This is a genomic window from Ruminococcus sp. NATIVEDY160 (assembly GCF_045819885.1).
In the GTDB taxonomy this organism is placed as follows: domain Bacteria; phylum Bacillota; class Clostridia; order Oscillospirales; family Acutalibacteraceae; genus Ruminococcoides.
Map to the genome: position 1 here is coordinate 203,212 of NZ_CP162391.1, position 18,917 is coordinate 222,128.

At 55.3% G+C, this 18,917-nt stretch carries 22 protein-coding genes; 12 read left to right on the plus strand and 10 right to left on the minus strand.

Annotated features, from left to right (window positions below; translation table 11 throughout):
* Positions 1 to 5: 5 nt before the first annotated feature.
* The 5 genes from AB1I49_RS01035 (at position 6) to AB1I49_RS01055 (ending at position 4,285) form a co-directional block, all read left to right on the plus strand.
* A complete protein-coding gene (locus AB1I49_RS01035; protein WP_186833803.1) occupies positions 6 to 326 on the plus strand; it encodes a hypothetical protein in 321 nt (106 codons plus the stop codon).
* A gap of 248 nt (positions 327 to 574) precedes the next feature.
* A complete protein-coding gene (murI, locus tag AB1I49_RS01040; RefSeq protein WP_407721163.1) occupies positions 575 to 1,393 on the plus strand; it encodes a glutamate racemase in 819 nt (272 codons plus the stop codon).
* Positions 1,394 to 1,400: 7 nt separating this feature from the next.
* Positions 1,401 to 1,835 (plus strand): YwiB family protein, encoded by a 435-nt coding sequence (locus tag AB1I49_RS01045; protein WP_186833805.1) that lies wholly within the window; start codon positions 1,401 to 1,403, stop codon positions 1,833 to 1,835.
* A 12-nt stretch (positions 1,836 to 1,847) separates the two neighbouring features.
* The gene (argS, locus tag AB1I49_RS01050; protein WP_407721165.1) at positions 1,848 to 3,584 is read left to right on the plus strand and encodes an arginine--tRNA ligase; all 1,737 of its coding nucleotides are present in this window, start codon (positions 1,848 to 1,850) and stop codon (positions 3,582 to 3,584) included.
* Between the two features lie 44 nt (positions 3,585 to 3,628).
* Positions 3,629 to 4,285, plus strand: coding sequence for a hypothetical protein (locus tag AB1I49_RS01055; protein WP_407721166.1), 657 nt, complete (start codon positions 3,629 to 3,631; stop codon positions 4,283 to 4,285).
* A 202-nt stretch (positions 4,286 to 4,487) separates the two neighbouring features.
* On the opposite strand, the gene AB1I49_RS01060 is transcribed toward AB1I49_RS01055, so the two are convergent.
* The gene (locus AB1I49_RS01060; protein WP_407721168.1) at positions 4,488 to 5,264 is read right to left on the minus strand and encodes a YdcF family protein; all 777 of its coding nucleotides are present in this window, start codon (positions 5,262 to 5,264) and stop codon (positions 4,488 to 4,490) included.
* A 120-nt stretch (positions 5,265 to 5,384) separates the two neighbouring features.
* On the opposite strand from AB1I49_RS01060, the gene AB1I49_RS01065 reads away from it, so the two are divergent.
* Complete coding sequence (locus tag AB1I49_RS01065) at positions 5,385 to 5,807, plus strand: zinc ribbon domain-containing protein (protein WP_316609618.1); 423 nt, start codon at positions 5,385 to 5,387, stop codon at positions 5,805 to 5,807.
* 45 nt (positions 5,808 to 5,852) lie between these two features.
* Here AB1I49_RS01065 and AB1I49_RS01070 read toward each other — a convergent pair whose 3' ends face one another.
* The 9 genes from AB1I49_RS01070 to fabK all read right to left on the minus strand — a co-directional run bounded on the left by AB1I49_RS01070 (position 5,853) and on the right by fabK (position 13,866).
* A complete protein-coding gene (locus tag AB1I49_RS01070; protein ID WP_407721169.1) occupies positions 5,853 to 6,674 on the minus strand; it encodes an acetyl-CoA carboxylase carboxyltransferase subunit alpha in 822 nt (273 codons plus the stop codon).
* 2 nt (positions 6,675 to 6,676) lie between these two features.
* Positions 6,677 to 7,531, minus strand: a complete 855-nt coding sequence (gene accD, locus AB1I49_RS01075; RefSeq protein WP_186833811.1) for an acetyl-CoA carboxylase, carboxyltransferase subunit beta — start codon at positions 7,529 to 7,531, stop codon at positions 6,677 to 6,679.
* A gap of 163 nt (positions 7,532 to 7,694) precedes the next feature.
* Positions 7,695 to 9,059 (minus strand): acetyl-CoA carboxylase biotin carboxylase subunit, encoded by a 1,365-nt coding sequence (gene accC / locus AB1I49_RS01080; protein WP_186833812.1) that lies wholly within the window; start codon positions 9,057 to 9,059, stop codon positions 7,695 to 7,697.
* Positions 9,060 to 9,081: 22 nt separating this feature from the next.
* A complete protein-coding gene (locus AB1I49_RS01085; RefSeq protein ID WP_316611230.1) occupies positions 9,082 to 9,504 on the minus strand; it encodes a 3-hydroxyacyl-ACP dehydratase FabZ family protein in 423 nt (140 codons plus the stop codon).
* 9 nt (positions 9,505 to 9,513) lie between these two features.
* A complete protein-coding gene (gene accB / locus AB1I49_RS01090) occupies positions 9,514 to 9,957 on the minus strand; it encodes an acetyl-CoA carboxylase biotin carboxyl carrier protein (RefSeq protein WP_186833814.1) in 444 nt (147 codons plus the stop codon).
* Positions 9,958 to 10,038: 81 nt separating this feature from the next.
* Positions 10,039 to 11,268 carry a beta-ketoacyl-ACP synthase II gene (gene fabF / locus AB1I49_RS01095; RefSeq protein WP_407721170.1) on the minus strand — a complete coding sequence of 410 codons (1,230 nt, stop codon included), beginning with the start codon at positions 11,266 to 11,268 and terminating at the stop codon, positions 10,039 to 10,041.
* Positions 11,269 to 11,278: 10 nt separating this feature from the next.
* Positions 11,279 to 12,022, minus strand: coding sequence for a 3-oxoacyl-[acyl-carrier-protein] reductase (gene fabG, locus AB1I49_RS01100; RefSeq protein WP_186833816.1), 744 nt, complete (start codon positions 12,020 to 12,022; stop codon positions 11,279 to 11,281).
* 3 nt (positions 12,023 to 12,025) lie between these two features.
* Positions 12,026 to 12,928, minus strand: a complete 903-nt coding sequence (locus AB1I49_RS01105) for an ACP S-malonyltransferase (RefSeq protein WP_407721171.1) — start codon at positions 12,926 to 12,928, stop codon at positions 12,026 to 12,028.
* Entirely contained in the window at positions 12,916 to 13,866 is a 951-nt protein-coding gene (gene fabK, locus AB1I49_RS01110) for an enoyl-[acyl-carrier-protein] reductase FabK (RefSeq protein WP_407721172.1), read from the minus strand. The genes AB1I49_RS01105 and fabK overlap by 13 nt, the downstream gene beginning before the upstream one ends.
* A gap of 265 nt (positions 13,867 to 14,131) precedes the next feature.
* Between fabK and lepA the strand changes: the two genes are divergently transcribed.
* From lepA to rplK, 6 genes are all read left to right on the plus strand, one after another.
* Positions 14,132 to 15,943, plus strand: coding sequence for a translation elongation factor 4 (gene lepA, locus AB1I49_RS01115; protein WP_407721173.1), 1,812 nt, complete (start codon positions 14,132 to 14,134; stop codon positions 15,941 to 15,943).
* Positions 15,944 to 16,101: 158 nt separating this feature from the next.
* The gene (locus AB1I49_RS01120) at positions 16,102 to 16,899 is read left to right on the plus strand and encodes a DUF7674 family protein (RefSeq protein ID WP_186833820.1); all 798 of its coding nucleotides are present in this window, start codon (positions 16,102 to 16,104) and stop codon (positions 16,897 to 16,899) included.
* Positions 16,900 to 17,304: 405 nt separating this feature from the next.
* Positions 17,305 to 17,454, plus strand: a complete 150-nt coding sequence (gene rpmG, locus AB1I49_RS01125; protein ID WP_186833821.1) for a 50S ribosomal protein L33 — start codon at positions 17,305 to 17,307, stop codon at positions 17,452 to 17,454.
* Between the two features lie 12 nt (positions 17,455 to 17,466).
* Complete coding sequence (gene secE, locus AB1I49_RS01130) at positions 17,467 to 17,751, plus strand: preprotein translocase subunit SecE (protein ID WP_186833822.1); 285 nt, start codon at positions 17,467 to 17,469, stop codon at positions 17,749 to 17,751.
* Between the two features lie 38 nt (positions 17,752 to 17,789).
* Positions 17,790 to 18,332 carry a transcription termination/antitermination protein NusG gene (gene nusG, locus AB1I49_RS01135; protein WP_186833823.1) on the plus strand — a complete coding sequence of 181 codons (543 nt, stop codon included), beginning with the start codon at positions 17,790 to 17,792 and terminating at the stop codon, positions 18,330 to 18,332.
* Positions 18,333 to 18,449: 117 nt separating this feature from the next.
* On the plus strand, positions 18,450 to 18,875 hold the full coding sequence (gene rplK / locus AB1I49_RS01140) for a 50S ribosomal protein L11 (protein WP_186833824.1): 426 nt from the start codon (positions 18,450 to 18,452) through the stop codon (positions 18,873 to 18,875).
* Positions 18,876 to 18,917: the final 42 nt, after the last annotated feature.

Below are 18,917 nucleotides of genomic sequence, written 5' to 3' on the forward strand. Positions count from 1 at the left end.
TAGCTATGAAAAGAATTATACTGATATCGGTGACGGGCGCGATACTTATCGGCTGCGTTATCGCGCAGTCGCTGGCTGAGCAGAGCGCTGCGGGCAACGTCAGCCTGAGCCTCAGCGACAAGCTGCCCGACAGCGAAAAGAGATTCGTGATGGGCGAGGACAAGGGCAGGGTAGTGGTCTACCGCGCGGGCGAGAGCGAGCCGTTCATGACGACCGACACCTTCACCTATTCTCTGCCCAAAGCCGACAAGCAGAAGCTCGAGCAGGGCATCATCATCGAGGGCGAGGCGGCGCTGAGAAGAACGCTGGAGGACTATTGCAGTTGAGAATTGAAAATGGAAAATTGAAAATGGAAAATTAAGAGCCGCTTCGCTCCGAGTTATATTTTTTGGCAGATCCGGTAAAGATACGCGCAGCAGCCGCAGATAATGATTTGATATAGCAAGAATCTATCCGGCAGCGGCGACGATCATTCCACTCTGAACTCTTTACAAACTCCTTTACATTTCCCTTGATTTGTGGTATGATGTAACGTGAATCATAATGCAAATCTTCGTGAAAAAGAGGGATATGTATGTCGTCAGAGAATGCGATCGGCGTTTTTGACTCGGGTCTCGGAGGCTTGAGCGCCGTCAAGGAGTTCCTCAGAGTTCTTCCGCAGGAAAAGATAATATACTTCGGCGATACGGGCAGGGTGCCCTACGGTACCCGCAGCCGCGATACGATCAGAAAATACGCCGTTCAGGATACCAATTTTCTTTTGAAGCACAACGTAAAGATGATCGTCGCCGCCTGCGGCACCGTCAGCTCCGTCGCGGGCGATCTGCTCAGGGAAACCCTTCCCGTGCCTTATACGGGCGTTGTCAATCCCACAGCCTACACCGCCGTCCGCGTAACGCGCAACGGCAAAATCGGCGTTATCGGCACCGCGGCGACCGTCAATTCCCACAGCTACAAGCTCCGTCTCCAGAAGCTCGAGCCGAGGGTGAAGGTATACGAGCAGGCGTGTCCGCTCTTCGTACCGCTCGTCGAGAACGGGGTGATCGACCGCTGCGACATCATCACAATGTCTGTCGTCGCGAGGTACCTCTCGCCGCTCAAGGAGCAGGGCGTCGATACGCTGATTCTCGGCTGCACGCACTTTCCGCTTCTGCGCGAGGCTATACACGACTTCATGGGGCCGAATGTGCGCCTGATAGATTCGGGTCTTGAGACCGCCGTCTACGCCGCAAAGGTGCTCGGTAAGGAAAAGCTGCTCTGCACTCGCTTTGAGCAGCCGCAGCCCGAGTTCTATGTCAGCGACACTCCCGACGGCTTTACCTCCGTCGCGGGGCTGTTCCTCGGCAGGAACATGGAGCACGCCGTGACGCAGATCGACATTGAGGCGTATTGAGGTGGATATGACGGATAAGGATTTGAACCGCTACAGAATAACCATCATCGGCGAGCAGCTCGTCGACGGTGAACACAATAAAATCGAGGTTCTCACGGACGGAAAGTTCATGCAGAAGCGCGATCATTTCTACATCGGTTACCGCGAGTACGACGAGGACAATCCCTCGAAGGTGTACAACAACGTTATCCGCGTCGACGAGGACATGGTTACAATCAGCCGAACGGGGCCTCAGCGTTCGCGTCTGCTGCTGCAGAAGGGCAAGCGCCATCAGTGCATTTACGAAACCGTCGCGGGCACGCTCTCGATCGGGGTCTTTACAAAGACTCTGCACAGCACGCTCAGAGAAAACGGCGGCACGCTCGAGGTCAGCTACACCCTCGATTTTAATACAGATTTGGTAAGCGAGAACCGCTTTCATATAACAGTGGAAGAAAAGTAAGGGGTAATATTTATGGATACATACGCAAAGGCTGTTTCTCAGCTCAAGGCTGCCGTAGAGGCGGCTATGAAAAAGGCTGTCGCCGCGGGTACTCTGCCCGAGGCAGAGCTGCCCGAATTTATCGTAGAGGTGCCTGCGGACACCTCCCACGGCGACTTCGCCACAAACGCCGCTATGGCAGGCGCGAAGGCGTTCCGCATGCCGCCGTTCAAAATCGCTCAGGCTATCACCGAAAACCTCGACCTCAGCGGCACCTTCTTTGAAAAGTGCGAGACCGCGGGTCCCGGTTTCATCAACTTCTTCCTCGGCGGAGAGTTCTACGCCGGCACCGTACGCGACATTCTCCGTGACCCCGAGGGCTACGGCTCGTCCGACTTCGGCAAGGGCGAGAAGGTAATGGTTGAGTTCGTTTCAGCCAACCCTACAGGCCCCATGCACATGGGCAACGCGCGCGGCGGCGCTCTCGGCGACTGCCTCGCGTCCGTTCTCAGCAAGGCGGGATATCAGGCGTACCGCGAGTTCTATGTCAACGACGCGGGCAACCAGATCGAGAAGTTCGCTTCTTCCCTCGAAGCGCGCTATCTGCAGATCTACAAGGGCGACGAGATCGTATTTCCCGAGGACGGCTATCAGGGCGGCGACATCACCGACCTTGCGAATGAGTACAACAGCGAGTTCGGCGACGCGCTGCTGAACGTCACTTCCGACGAGCGCAAAAAGGCTCTCGTCGACTACGCCCTGCCCAAGAACATCAAAAAGATGCAGGAGGACATGGCGGCTTATAAAATCACCTACGACAAGTGGTTCTTTGAGAGCGAGCTCCACAAGAGCGGCGCTGTCAAGGCTGTCGTTGACGAGCTGACCGCCAAGGGTCTGACCTACGAGCTCGACGGCGCGGTTTGGTACAAGAACAAGGAAGTCCTCACAAAGCAGCTTCTGAGTGAGGGCAAGACACAGAAATACATCGACAACCTCGAGCTCAAGGACGACGTTCTTATCCGCAAGAACGGCAACCCGACCTATTTCGCGGCGGACATCGCCTACCACAAAAACAAGTTTGACCGCGGATTCACCACCCTCATCGACGTATGGGGAGCCGACCACCACGGCCACGTAATGCGTATGAAGGGCGCTATGGACGCTGTGGGAAAGGACGGCTCAAAGCTCACCGTCGTGCTCATGCAGCTCGTAAAGCTCCTTCGCGACGGCAAGCCCGCTAAGATGAGCAAGCGTACCGGCAAGGCTATCCAGCTCCGCGACCTGCTCGAGGAGGTTCCCGTAGACAGCGCAAGGTTCCTCTTCAACACGCGCGAGGCGAACACCCAGATGGACTTTGACCTCGACGTCGCAGTCAAGCAGGACAACCAGAACCCCGTATACTACGTTCAGTACGCTCACGCGAGGATATGCAGCATCTTCAAGGCGCTCGCATCCGACGGAATCACTCCGCGCGAATGCACCGACGCTGAGCTCGCGCTTCTGACCGCTCCCGAGGAGAAGGAATTGATTTCTCACCTCGCGCTCTACGGCAGCGAGATCATCTCGGCGGCGAAGGACTACGACCCGACCAAAATCACGCGCTACGTCACACGTCTGGCGACGCTCTTCCACAAGTTCTACAACGCCTGCCGCGTAAAGGGCGAGGACGAGGGTCTGACTCAGGCAAGGCTCGCGTTGTGCGACTGCGTCAGGGCGGTAATCAAGAACGTTCTGACCATGTTCAACATCACCTGCCCCGAAAGCATGTAGTGCCCGAAAAAAACTAACCTGCCAACTAACAACCGACTATGAATATGTTAAATAAAATAAGAAAATCGCACCCTCAAAAATCCACGCCGAAAAAGCTCGCCTTCACGTTTCTGGCGCTGCTCGCGGGCTTCGGACTGGGCATTCTCGCTGAGCTTTTCAGCGGAATGTCCGCGCGAGTGCTGCCACAGTGGCTTGAGTCGGTCAATATCCGCAACCTTTTTGCCACGCTCATGCCGTGGGCTCTCGGCACGCTGATAATCTCGCTGTTCAGCCGCACCCCGATACGCGCGGCTATCAACGTCTTTACGTTCTCCTGCGGTCTGATACTCGGCTGCTGCGTCTATCTCGGCGTGTTCGTCCACATTCTGCCCGACTGGAGCCACCTCAGCTACATCGTTATCCTCACGGCAATATCGCCGCTCATAGCCGCGGTCTGCTGGTACGGACGCGGCGTAGGAACGGTCGCGGGCTTCGTTGCGGCGTTCATACTGGCGTACTGGTTCTTGCAGGCGTTTCATTTCACGCCGACCTTTCAGGGCTTCGGAGTGAACTTCACCTATGGAGTGCTTCCGCTGGTATTTCTGGCGGCGGCGATCGGAATGCTCTGGCGAAAGCCTCTGCAGATCCTGTTCTCGACGATCGGCGGCTTTTTGATCGCGTATATCTACATACTTCTGCCGTTCTCGATTCCATATGTATAAGAAAAACCGCCCGTTTGGGCGGTTTTTTATACTATTTTCAATTAAAACGCTTTAAAACAGATGTTAGCGGAAAATTTCGCAGAACAAGGCGGAGGATGCAGGAATCCTGACGGATTCCGAGGACGACAACGCAGTTATGCGGAATTTAACGCAACAGATGTTAAAGAGTTTTATTTGATAATAGTATTAGTTGGCAGTTACCTTATCTTATAAGCTGGAACGGCAGCGCGAACCATTCTCTCACCACGTACGTCGGGAGGAATTCGAGCCTTGTTTCCGCGCAGACCGCGCCGACCCTGCCCTTGAAGCCCTGCTGCCTGACGATCAGCATAGCCCTGAGCATATGAAAGCTGTCCGTGGTGACCGTGATATCCTCGCCGAGGTCGTTATCGGCGAGCACCTCGCGCGAATAGCGGAAGTTCTCCATGGTGTTCTTTGACTTGTCCTCCATGATCAGTCTGTCGGGCGAGATGCCGTCCTCGACCATCGTGCCGTACATGCATTTCGCCTCGCTCATAGGTTCGTCAAAGCCCATTCCGCCCGCGAGCACAGCCTTTGCCTCGCGGTGCTCGTCGAGGTATTTTTCGGCGGCGTCTATCCGTCCGCGCAGTATCAGCGAAGGCACTCCCTCGGGACGAACCTGAGCGCCGAGCACAATGAGCGTAGAGTTGTCTGCGGGCTTTGAGTTGCAGGCGAGAGCCATAAAGCAGGTGATGATGATTCCGTAGACCGCAAATGCGGTGAAGCCGATGTTTACCGCGCGGTACAGAAATGTCAGAAAGCCGTTCTGGTGCATTATCCGCGAGAAAAAGCTCTGCACGGGTCTGCAGCTTACGCAGAACAGCCACACCGCGAAGATCACGCCCGCGATGTTTCCGACGTTGATGACCCTGACGGTCATCGGCATGATGAAGATAAATAGCAAAAACAGCGACAAAAGTACGCCGATACTTCTCAGCAAGCTTAGTATTGTATTCATGTCAGCCTCCTTTTGTAATAATATAACATAAGACGGCGGCAGTTGCAAGAGCTTGACATTTTGTGTCTGTTGCTGTATGATTATTTGTAATAACAACACTGACACAATACGGAGGTAATTATGAAATGTCCACGCTGCGGCTTTGACGCCCAAAATACGAGATTCTGCCCGAACTGCGGCTTACAGATGCCTGTGCAGCAGCCGACATATCAGCAGCCCGTTCCGCCCGTGCAGAACACTCCGCGCGCTGTACCCATACAGACCGCGGACGCGCACGTCGTTCCCATGCAGAGCGCTGCCCGCGTCTCGTCCGTCCAAAGCGACGCGCATCTCACAGCCGTTACGCCGCCTAAGAGCAGAAACACAGCGCTTCTGGTCGCGGCAATAATCATAGGCGCGGTCGTCGTCAGCGGAATCGTTATCGCGGTGCTCTCGGGAATTTTCTACAACAGGAGTGTTTTCTCGTCTGACGAGAAGGCAACCACCGCGGCTCAGCTCTACACCACCGAAACCGACAGCGCATCCAGCTACCCCGAAAGATAAAGTAAAGCGGAGAGGTCACGCCTCTCCGTTATTATTTTGCATTTTTTACTGATTATAATTATCGGGGGTGCCGATTTTTCTGAAACGCTGATAACGCATTTCGGTCAGCTCCTCGTCGCTGAGCGCGAGGTTCTTCTCGAAGGTGCGCATTACGAGCAGCTTAAGGCTCTCGAACATCGCCTGGTCGTCAGCTCTGGGCTGGCGGATAATACGCTCGATTACGCCGAAACGGAACAAATCCTGAGCCGTCATTTTGAGCGCGGCAGCCGCCTGCGGAGCCTTTGTGCTGTCCTTCCAGAGAATGGACGCGCAGCCCTCGGGCGAAATTACGGAATATACGGAGTTTTCGAGCATCCAGACCTCGTCTGCGACCGCGAGCGCGAGCGCGCCGCCGCTGCCGCCCTCGCCGATAAGGATCGTGAGCACGGGGGTTTTGAGCGTCATCATCTCCATCAGGTTTTCGGCGATCGCCTGACCCTGACCTCTCTCCTCGGCGCCGATTCCCGGGAACGCGCCGCTCGTGTCGACAAGACAGAGCACGGGCCGTCTGAACTTCTCCGCCTGCTTCATCAGCCTGAGCGCCTTGCGGTAGCCCTCGGGGTGAGCCTGGCCGAAGTTGCGCTCCATGCGCTCCTTGGTGTTTCTGCCCTTCTCGATGCCGATTACGGTGACGGGTGTGTCGTAGAGCATCGCGAGTCCCGCGACGATAGCCTTGTCGTCGGAATATCTTCTGTCGCCGTGCAGCTCTATAAAGCTGTCGCCGAACATGTATTTAATGTAGTCGACCGCCGTCAGCTTCGACGCGTCGCGCGCCGCGAGAACCTTCTCGTAGGCGGGATTGGTGTTTGGTGTAGCTGTGCCTGACATTCTTAAACCTCCTCGCAGCCGTGTAATTTCAGCAGCTTAACGATAGTGGGTTTCAGCGACGAGCGCTGAACTACCGCGTCGATAAAGCCCTTTTGCAGGACGAATTCCGAGGTCTGGAAGTCCTTTGGCAGCTTCTGGCGCATTGTCTGTTCGATTACTCTCGGACCCGCGAAGGCTACGAGAGCGTTCGGCTCGGCGAGGATAATGTCGCCCTCCATCGCGAACGACGCCGTTACGCCGCCCGTGGTGGGGTCGGTGAGAACGGTGATGTACAGCAGACCCGCGTCGCTGTGGCGTTTAACCGCGCCGGAGGTTTTTGCCATCTGCATGAGCGAGAGGATACCCTCCTGCATTCTCGCGCCGCCCGAAACGGTGCAGACTACGATCGGCAGCAGGTTGTCGGTCGCGTATTCAAAGGCGCGTGTGATTTTCTCGCCCGTGACCGTGCCCATGCTGCCCATCATGAACTCCGCGTCCATGACGCAGAGAACGGTTCTTATGCCGTCGATGGTGCATACGCCGCAGCGGACGGATTCATTCGCTTTTTTCTTTGCCTTGACGAGCTTTTCGTCGTAGCCGGGGAAGTCGAGAAGATTTCTGCCTGTCAGCCCGGCGTCCTGTTCGTCAAAGCTGTCCTTGTCGGCGAGCAGCTCGATTCTCTGTTTGGCGCTCATGCGGAAGTGGTGGTCGCAGTGCGTGCAGACGTGGAGGTTCTCCTCCATGTCCGTTGTGAGCAGCATAGCGTTGCACTTAGGGCACTTGACCCACATTTCCTCGGGGACAAACGGCACGTTCTGCTGCTTCTCCGCGGTATTCTCAAGCTCATTTTTAGGTTTTACAAAAGCAAAAAAATCCATTTCTTTCAACTCCGGGTAGAAAGATCGGCGGCGCCGACATATCTCGGCAGCCCGCGTCATTCTGCGTGTTATAATTTATTACGTTCCTATTCTCTGCCAAATGTCAGCGTTGGTAGTTTAGCAAATACAAATCGGGTGCGGGTGTCCCGCCCGCAATTATTCATTATTCTTTATTATTTTCTGCCGCTCTTCTCTTCTCAAACTCCTGCATGAAGTCTGTGGTGTACTCACCCGTGACGAACTGCTCGTCTGAGAGGATCTCGGCGAGGATATTTCTGTTGATGTCAACGCCCTCGATAGTCAGCTCCGAGAGCGCCATCTTCATCTTTCTGATAGCCTCGGGGCGTGTTCTCGCCTGAACGATCAGCTTGCCGATCATCGAGTCGTAGTACGGCGGCACAACATAGTCCTGATAGAGCGCGGTGTCGAATCTTACGAACGAGCCGCCGGGTGTGTGCAGCCTTTTGATTTTGCCGCAGCAGGGACGGAAGTCCTTGTCGGGATTCTCGGCGTTGATACGGCACTCAATGACGTTGCCGTGGGTGAAGATGCTGTCCTGGGTTCTTGTCAGCTTTGCGCCGGCGGCGATCCTGATCTGCCACTGAACGATGTCAAGACCGGTGACCATCTCGGTAACGCCGTGCTCGACCTGCAGACGTGTATTCACTTCCATAAAGTAGAAGTTGTTGTTCATGTCGAGCAGGAACTCAACGGTGCCCGCGTTTACGTAGTTGACAGCCTTAGCCGCCTTGACCGCGGCGATCATCATCTGCTTTCTTGTCTTTTCATCGAGCGCGGGACTGGGGCTTTCCTCGATCATCTTCTGGTTCTTGCGCTGAACCGAGCACTCTCTCTCGCCGAGGCAGATAGTATTGCCGTACTTGTCGGCGAGCAGCTGCATCTCGATGTGCTTAACGGGGTGGATAAACTTCTCGAGGTAGCACGCGCCGTCGCCGAACGCCGCCTGAGCCTCGGCGGACGCAGAGAGGAACGCGTCCTCGAACTGCTCGAGCGAATCTACCCTGCGGATACCCTTGCCGCCGCCGCCCGAACGGGCTTTGATCAGCAGCGGAAAGCCGATTCTTTCGGCCTCTGCCTTGGCGACCGCGATGTCCTCAACGACGTCGCAGCCGGGAGTAACGGGCACGCCCGCGGCGCGCATGGTCTTGCGCGCGATGTCCTTGTCGCCGAGCATTGCGATCATCGACGAGGTGGGGCCTATAAAGTTGATATTGCACTGCTCGCAGAGCGACACGAACTTCGCGTTCTCGCTGAGCAGACCGTAGCCGGGGTGGATCGCCTGGGCGCCGCTCTCGACCGCGACGGTGAGGATCGCGGGAATGTTGAGATAGCTGTCAGCTACGCGGCTGCCGCCCACGCAATAGCTCTCGTCGGCGAGCTGAACGTGCATGGCGTTGCGGTCTGCCTCGGAGTAGATGGCGACGGTGGAAATGCCCATCTCACGGCAGGCGCGGATAATGCGCACCGCAATCTCGCCGCGGTTGGCAATCAGAATTTTAGAAAACATTTCATTAACCTCTGGATCTGGTTTATTTTTCGTTGGGAACGAGCGCGAAGCTCAGCTCAGCCGAAACGCAGAGCTTGCCGCCGACGTAGCCCTTGGCGTCGATGAAGTAGAACGGCCCTCTGTTCTTGATGAGGGTGCAGACGCTCTCGAGGGTGTCGCCGGGCTTGACGGGGTTCTTGAACTTGACGTTGTTCATCTTGGTGAAGTAGGGAGTGCAGTCGCTCACCTTGTCGGCGAGCAGGCAGCAGCTTGCCTGACCCATCATCTCGCAGAGGATAACGCCGGGCACGACGGGATTTCCGGGGAAGTGACCCTGCAAAAAGAACTCGTCGCCCTTGATAGTATATCTGCCCTTGGCTGTAACGTCGTCAACGACCTCGCTCTCCTCAACGAGGAGCATATTGTCGCGGTGGGGCAGGATCTTCTTGATTTCTTCCTGGTTCATAAGCGCTCCTTACTGAATGCTGAACAGCGGCTGACCGTATTCAACGAGCTCGCCGTTTGTCGCGAGAACAGCGGTGATCTCGCCGTCCTCCTCAGCCTGAATTTCGTTCATACACTTCATCGCCTCGATGATGCAGACGACGTCGCCCTTCTTGACCTTCTTGCCGACGCTGACATAGGGGTCGGCGGTGGGTGAGGGAGCGGCGTAGAACACGCCTACGATCGGAGCGTTGATGGTCTTGCCGCTCTCGGCGGGAGCTGCGGCAGGCGCGGGAGCGGGAGCCGCTGCGGGAGCGGGAGCAGCCGCGGGTACGGCAGCCGGAGCCATAGCTGCAACGGTTGCAGCGGGCTTTTTGAGGCGAACCTTGCAGTCACCCTGCTCAACCTCGAGCACTGCGAGCGAGGAATCCTCGAGCAGAGCCATTAATTCCTTGATTTCATCTATATTAAACATTGAATTCAGTCCTCTTTAATAAATTGAAGGTTGAAAATTGAAAATGGAAAATTACGGGTCGCTTCAATTTCAATTTTTATTTTACAGTTTCTTGAATACGACGCACGCGTCGTGGCCGCCGAAGCCGAGGTTTGTGGACGCGGCAACATTGATGCCGCGCTTCTTGGCTGTCTTGGGGGTGTAGTCGAGGTCAAGACCCTCCTCGGGCTCGTCGAGGTTGATTGTGGGCGGAATCATGCCGTCCTCAATCGCCTTTACCGCCGCGATAGCCTCAATAGCGCCTGTCGCGCCGAGCATATGACCCGTCATCGACTTTGTGGAGCTTATGCTCGCCTTGTACGCGTTCTCGCCGAGGGCTGTCTTTATCGCCATAGTCTCGGTGAGGTCGTTGAGGTGGGTCGAGGTTCCGTGAGCGTTGATGTAAACCTCAGCGTCGTCCGCGACGTTCGCCTCCTTGAACGCGATCTCGATTGCTCTCGCAAGTCCCGCGCCCTCGGGATCGGGAGCGGTAACATGGTGCGCGTCGCAGGTGTTTCCGTAGCCTGCGAACTCAGCGTAGATCTTCGCGCCGCGAGCCTTTGCGTGCTCGTATTCCTCGAGGATAAGCATGCCCGCGCCCTCGCCCATAACGAAGCCGTCGCGGTCCTTGTCGAACGGACGCGAAGCCTTTGAGGGATCGGGGTTGGTGGAGAGAGCCTTCATGTTCTGGAAGCCCACGATAGTGAGTCTTGCGACAACAGCCTCGGCGCCGCCTGCGATGATAGCGTCGGCGTAGCCGTCCTTGATAGCGTGGAACGCCTCGCCGATCGAGTTTGTGCCGGTAGCGCACGCGCTCATTACGGAGAGGGATACGCCCCTGGCGTTGAAGCGGATAGCGACGTTGCCTGTCGCGATGTTGCCTATCATCATCGGAATGAAGAACGGAGATACCTTGCGCGGACCGCCGTTTTCAAGGTTTACGGTGTTGTTGATGAAGGTGTTCAGGCCGCCGATGCCCGCGCCGATGTAAACGCCGAAGCGGTTCTCGTCGATTTTGCCGAGGATACCGCTGTCGTCGACCGCCTCCTGAGCCGCCGCGATGGCGTACTGGCAGTAAACGTCGAGCTTCTTTGCCTCTCTCTTTTCGAAATATTTCTCGGGCTCAAAGTTCTTGACCGTGCCCGCGATATGTACCTTTAAGTCGCTTGTGTCAAAAGCGGTGATTGTTTCAATGCCGTTCACTCCGTCGAGCATGTTCTTCCACATGGTGGGAACATCGTTTCCGACGGGGCTTACCGCGCCCAAGCCTGTTACGACTACTCTTCTTGCCATCGTGTCCTCCTTAAATCGCGAGACCGCCGTCTACGCGGATAACCTCGCCCGTTACATAAGCCGCCTCGTCCGAGCAGAGGAAGGCTACAACGTTCGCAACGTCGTCGGGGGTACCGATTCTCTTAGCGGGGATCTGAGCCTGCATGCTCTCCTTTACCTTGTCGGAGAGGGCGTTTGTCATATCTGTGCCTATGTAGCCGGGAGCTACGGCGTTGACGGTCACGCCTCTGCCCGCAAGCTCTCTCGCTACGGACTTTGTCAGACCGATGATGCCTGCCTTTGAAGCGGAGTAGTTCGCCTGACCCGCGTTGCCGATAAGTCCGACGATCGACGAGGTGCTGACGATCCTGCCTGCGCGCTTTTTCATGAAGTGCTTGTAGGTGTGCTTGATCATATTGAAGGTGCCCTTGAGGTTAACGCCGATGACCGCGTCGAAATCAGCCTCCTCCATGTTGAGCACGAGCTTGTCGCGGGTGATGCCCGCGTTGTTGATGAGAATGTCGATGCCGCCGAAGTCGGCGATAACCTTGTCGACGACCTCCTTGGAAGCGGCGAAATCGGCTACGTTGCAGAAATACTGCTCGACCTTTGTGCCGTACTTCTCGAGCTCAGCCTTTGCGTTGATACCCTCGCTCTCGTCGCCTACGTAGAGGATAGCGATGTTCGCGCCGCCCTCTGCGAGCTTCTTTGCGATTGCGAGTCCGATGCCGCGTGAACCGCCTGTTACAACAGCGGTCTTGTTTTCAAAGTTCATTTTTTACCTCAATACTTTCTCTATATCCTCGGGCGTTTCGACCTTGTATGCCTTTACGTCCGCGTTGATTCTGCCGATCAGACCCGTCAGGGTCTTGCCTACGCCGACCTCAATGAAGGTGTCGACTCCGTCTGCGATCATGTTCTCGACGATCTGCTGCCATCTTACGGGGCTTTCGACCTGCGCCTTTACGAGCGCCTTGTAATCGCCCTCGTAGGGCTGAGCGGTGAAGTCGGAATAAACCGTGATCTTCGGCTCGGAGAACTCAACGTTCTCCATGTATTCCCCAAGACCCTTTGCGGCTTGAGCCATGAACGGTGAATGGAACGCTCCGCTCACCGCCAGAGGCTTGCCTCTTCCGCCTGCTTCCTTGACCGCGGCGCAGAACGCGTCGCAGTTTTCGGAGGTCGTCGCGACTACCGTCTGTGCAGGTGAGTTGTAGTTGACGGGGTAGGTCTTGTCGAACTTCGAGCAGATCTCCTCGACCTGCGCGGGAGTTATCTTCATGACCGCGACCATCGCGCCGGGGTTTTCCTTAGCCGCCTTGTCCATCAGCTCGCCGCGTCTGCAAACGAGCCTGAAGGCTTCTTCGTCGCTGAGCATTCCCGAGAACGCGAGCGCGGCGATCTCTCCGAGAGAGAAGCCTGCTACACAGTCGGGAACAATGCCCTTTTCCTTTAATGCGTAAGCCGCCGCCAGATCGGCGGTGAATACGCAGGGCTGGGTGTTGACGGTTTCCCTGAGCTCTTCGGCTGTGCCCTCAAAGCACTGTGCCGAGGTGTCCGGACGGATGCTGTCCGCCATATCATATGTCGCCTTTGCGGCAGCCGACGCGTCATAAAGCTCCTTGCCCATGCCGCTGTACTGCGCGCCCTGACCTGAAAAAACAAATGCTATTTTACCCATTTTGCAGCTCCCTTGAGGACTTCCTCAGCCTCGGTGAACATCTCGACGATGATTTCACGCGCGGGCTGTTCCTTCGTTACCATGCTGGCAACCTGTCCGGCTAAAACGCAGCCGTTCTTTACGTCGCCCTCGCGTGCAGCCAGACGGAGCACGCCTGCGCCCATCTTATCGAGCTCCTCGTCGGAAACGGAGGAAGCGTCGTACTCAGCCTTCTGGTACTCTCTGGTGAAGGCGTTGCGGATAGAGCGTACGGGGTGACCGAGACGCTTGCCGGTAACTACTGAGTCGATGTCCTTGGCTTTGAGAACCTTGTCCTTGTACGCCTGAGAGATAGTGCACTCCTCGGCAACGAGGAAACGTGTGCCGACCTGAATGCCGACCGCGCCGAGCATGAACGCCGCTGCGACCTGTCTGCCGTCGGCGATGCCGCCTGCCGCGATAACGGGGATATTGACAGCGTCGACGACCTGAGGAACGAGAGCCATTGTGGTGAGCTCGCCTACGTGACCGCCGCTTTCGCCGCCCTCGGCGATGAGAGCGAACGCGCCCATCTTTTCCATCTTGCGCGCAAGAGCCACGCTCGGAACAACGGGGATTACCTTGATGCCCGCGGCGTTCCACTTTTCCATATATTTGCCGGGGTTGCCCGCGCCTGTGGTGACGACCTTGACGCCCTCCTCGACAACGACGTCGGAGACCTCGTCGGCAAAGGGACTCATCAGCATGATGTTAACGCCAAAGGGTTTGTCGGTAAGCTCCTTGCACTTGCGGATCTCCGCGCGGAGCTGTTCACCGTTGGAATTCATCGCCGCGATAAGTCCCAGACCGCCCGCGTTGGACACGCCCGCGGCGAGAGAAGCGTCGGCGACCCAAGCCATTCCGCCCTGAAATATGGGATATTCGAGGCCTAAGCTTTGGTCAATCACAGTAGAAATCATTTGAACTCTCCTTTCTCATTTTAATGAGCAAGATTTTATCGGTTAGGTGATTTTGAACGCCACAATTTCGAAATTTTCATAATTATGGCATTATCTTTTATCATCATACAGCAAATCGCCCTAAAAGTCAATTATTTTATTTCGCGTACTAATGGTATTATTTATCGGTTACGGTTCTGAACTCTAAACTCTCAAATAAACCCCCTTGTGCTCGGCGCGGTTTTGTGGTACAATACCATTATATATGTGTAAAAGGGTGATTTCGATGTCATTTTCACGTGACAAAATCAGAAATTTCAGTATAATCGCGCACATTGACCACGGCAAGAGCACGCTCGCGGACAGGATACTCGAGCACACCAACGCCGTTTCCGCGCGCGACATGGAGGCTCAGCTCCTCGACGACATGGAGCTCGAGCGTGAGCGCGGAATCACGATCAAGGCGCGCGCCGTCAGCGTAGTCTACACCGCCGACGACGGCGAGGACTATCTCTTCAACCTCATCGACACTCCCGGCCACGTCGACTTCAACTACGAGGTCTCGCGTTCTCTCGCCGCCTGTGAGGGAGCGATTCTCGTCGTCGACGCTTCTCAGGGAATCGAGGCTCAGACCCTCGCCAATACGTACCTCGCGGTCGACAGCGGACTTGAAATCGTGCCCGTCGTCAACAAGATCGACCTGCCGAGCGCTGACCCCGACAGAGTAATAAATGAAATCGAGGACGTTATCGGCATTCCCGCCGAGGACGCGCCCAAGATCTCCGCGAAGGCAAATATAAATATCCACGCCGTGCTCGAGAAGGTTGTTTCCGACATTCCGGCTCCGACAGGCGACCCCGACGCGCCGCTCCGCGCGCTGATTTTCGACAGCTACTACGACAGCTACAAGGGTGTTATCATCTACGTCCGCCTCAAGGAGGGTCAGATACACCCGGGCGACGAGTTCAAGCTCATGGCGACCGGCTCTGTTTTCAACGTAGTTGAGTGCGGACTGATGCACGCGACGACGATGGAGAAAACCGACGGCCTTTACGCGGGCGAGGTAGGCTACATCTCGGGTTCGATAAAGACACTCGCTGACGCGAAGGTCGGCGACACCGTTACCCTCGTTTCGAATCCCGCCGCCGAGCCGCTGCCGGGCTACAGAGAAGCTCAGCCGATGGTATTCTGCGGCATCTATCCCGTCGACGGCGCGAAGTACGGCGACCTCAAGGACGCGCTCGAAAAGCTCCAGCTCAACGACGCGGCTCTCTCGTTCGACGCTGAGACCTCCGTCGCGCTCGGCTTCGGCTTCCGCTGCGGCTTCCTCGGACTGCTCCACATGGAGATCATTCAGGAACGCCTTGAGCGCGAGTACATGCTCGACCTCATCACCACAGCGCCGAGCGTAATCTACCGCATAACGCGCACCGACGGCACCGTCGAGATGATCGACAACCCGACGAACTACCCCGACCCGTCGCTCATCGCCTCAGCCGAGGAGCCCGTCACCGACGCGCACATCTACACCCCCAAGGAGTACGTCGGCAACATCATGGAGCTCTGTCAGGACAGACGCGGCACCTTTGTCGACATGCAGTACATCGACGCGGACAGAGTAGATTTGCACTATGCCCTGCCGCTCGCCGAGATAATCTACGACTTCTTCGACACCCTCAAGTCGCGCACGCGCGGCTACGCGTCCTTTGACTACGAGCTTAAGGACTACGTTCCCAGCGAGCTCGTCAAGCTCGACATCATGCTCAACGGCGAGGTAGTCGACGCGCTCTCGTTCATTATCCACAAGGACAAGGCTTACGGACGCGCCAGAAAGATGGCGGAAAAGCTCAAGGAGAAGATCCCGCGCCAGCTCTTCGAGGTTCCGATACAGGCGTGCATCGGCGGAAAGATCATCGCGCGCGAAACCGTCAAGGCTATGCGCAAGGACGTTCTCGCGAAGTGCTACGGCGGCGATATCACAAGAAAGAAGAAGCTCCTCGAGAAGCAGAAGGAAGGCAAGAAGCGCATGCGCCAGCTCGGTACGGTAGAGGTTCCGCAGGAGGCGTTCATGGCGGTCTTGAAATTAGATACCGATTAGAGTACTTGCAATTTACCTATATAATATGTATAATATAAAGCGCCGGTGGGCGCTCTCTCCCGCCTTTGAAAACGTTCGCTTCCGGAAATGTTCATAAACGGCGGGACGGAGAAGTTTCCTATAAAGTAAAAAACACAAGTCCGAAAGGAAGATGAAAAATGGAATATACAAAGGCATTTGATCTGATAGCAGGCAAGGTTGAGGAAGAACTCAAGAAGAGCGGCTACACCAAGCAGAAGGTCGCTTCCGAGAACGAGGGCGATCTGGTCGCGCTGTTTACCAGCGACAACATCGCTTACTCCGTTGTCTATATCCTCGACAGACAGCAGATGGTGCTGCGTTCCTGCACCATGACCGACGAAGGCCCCGACAACGAGTGGAAAACCCTCGCTACATGGCTCTATGACGAGGAGACCTCCTCGCAGAAGGACGCCGAGAGTATCGCGAACGACTTCATCGAGGGCGTTTCGGGTACGATCGCCGTGAAGCGCGCTAAGCAGGTCAAGCAGAAAAAGAAGAAGGGTGACGACGGCAGCGCCGACCCGAAGTTCCTCGCAAAGCGCTTCGTCGCGTATTTTCCCGAGCTAAAGGACGAGATAAAGATGGAGGAGGACTGCTACTATCCCTTCCGCGGCGCGACCTTCGCCAAGGAACACCTCGCTCCCAAGATCGCAGAGTTCGTAAAGAGGGCAAAGGGCAAGGAGCTCGAGAAGTTCGCGGGCGTTTTCAACACCCAGTACGGTAACGGCGACGTAGACACACGCTCGATCATCACAATCGTCATTCTCAACTCCCTCGAGGACAGCGAGTTCACAAAGCTCTGCAACGAGCTCAACGAGGAAACCCAGAAGGCTGCCCTTGCCGCGCGCAAGTACAGAGGCAGAGAGGTCAAGCCCGAGAAACCCAAGAAGAAAAGCGTTTCAAAGGCAAGCAGCCTGCTCGACAGCTCAAGATGATTTTTTAAAGAGGTTCGGTTTTGCGCCGGCCTCTTTTTAATGGAAAATGAAAAATTGAAAATGGAAAATTAAGGGTCGCTTCGCTCCGGTTTGTATTTTTGCCGGCGGTTGGCGGTTAGCAGTTAGTTTTGACAGAGAATAGGGAAGGAAAAAGTCATATGGGACCCTTCCCGCGAAAATCCTACGTTTCATTACAAAAGACTTTTAGTACGCGATATGCCCGCAGGCGCGTGCCTGCCGCGAAAAATCGACGTAAAGCTGTGAAAAAACTTTTAGTACGCGATTTAAAATACTTGACTTTATTGTAAATGTGTGATAAAATAGCTTTACCTCTAAAAGGGGTTTTCTTTTTGTGCCCCGCTGAGGGAGGCTAAAAATATTCCGAAATAACCGGGAGGTGCCGTTATGAGAGTTAAAATCACATTGGCCTGCACAGAGTGCAAACAGCGTAACTACAACACAATGAAAAACAAGAAGAACAGTCCCGACAGACTTACCATGAACAAGTACTGCCGCTTCTGCAAGAAACACACTCCTCACAAGGAAACGAAATAACGGAGGTACATGATGGCTGACGAGAAAAAAGCCGACGTTAAAAAGGCGGAAGCTAAAAAGACCGTCAAAAAAGACGTCAAAAAGAAAAAGCCGAATGTCTTTCAGAGACTTTGGAAGTACCTTATCGCTTGCAAGGGTGAGTTGAAGAAGATTACATGGCCGTCTGTTTCACAGACAACCAAGAACTTTGGCATCGTTATCGCGGTGATCATCGTTATGGGTCTGTTTATCTTCGGACTGGACACGGGTCTGTACGCATTGCTCGGATTGGTAATGGGCACAGGTTCGGCTGCATAAGAAAGTATTATCACTAATTTTCGAAAGGAAGCAGTATAATGCCTGATTATGAAGCAAGATGGTATGTTGTGCATACCTACTCGGGCTATGAAAACAAGGTTGCCGGCGACCTTATGACGACCGCCGAAAACCGTCAGCTCCAGGATATGATCCTCGACGTAAAGGTTCCCACCGAGATTGTCACCGAAAAGGTAGTCAACCGCAAGGGTGAGGAAACCATCAAGGAAGTCGAGCACAAGATCTACCCGGGCTATGTTTTTGTCAAGATGGTCTATACCGACGAAACCTGGTATGTCGTCCGCAATATCCGCGGCTGCACAGGCTTTGTGGGACCGGGATCCAAGCCCGTACCGCTCACCGAGGCTGAGGTCTACCGCATGGGAGTAGAACAGCGCAGCGTCAAGGTTTCCTACGCTGTGGGAGATTCGGTGAGAATTATCGACGGTCCGCTTGAGGACTGTGTTGGTGTTGTAGACGAGTTGAACACCGACGAAAATTACGTCCGCGTCATCGTATCGATGTTCGGACGCGAAACGCCTGTCGAGCTTGAGCTGTCTCAGGCAGAGCGTATTGAAGACTAACGATAAATTGCCTGAATTTACGCAGGCTGTTTATTGGGAACACCCGTTCCCTGTGGGAGGAAACCCTACACAGTGGCGTTCCGCAATTTACCACGAATTTTTGGAGGTGCAAACACAATGGCTCAAAAGGTAGTAGGCTTAATCAAGCTGCAGATCCCTGCCGGAAAAGCTACTCCGGCTCCGCCTGTTGGTCCGGCACTCGGTCAGCACGGCGTAAACATTGTCGCGTTCACAAAGGATTTCAATGAGCGTACAAAGAATGACATCGGTCTTATCATTCCTGTTGTTATCACAGTATATGCCGACCGTTCGTTCTCTTTCATTACCAAGACTCCGCCCGCAGCGGTTCTTCTCAAGAAGGCTTGCGGCATTGAGAGCGGTTCAGGCGTACCCAACAAGACTAAGGTTGCCAAGATCACCAAAGAGCAGCTCACCAAGATCGCTGAGCAGAAGATGCCCGACCTCAACGCGGGTTCACTCGACGCTGCAATCAGCATGATCGCAGGTACTGCGAGAAGCATGGGTATCACTGTCGTTGACTAACATCTAATCCGGGTGGGAGGAGATTTCCGCTTGACCACCTAA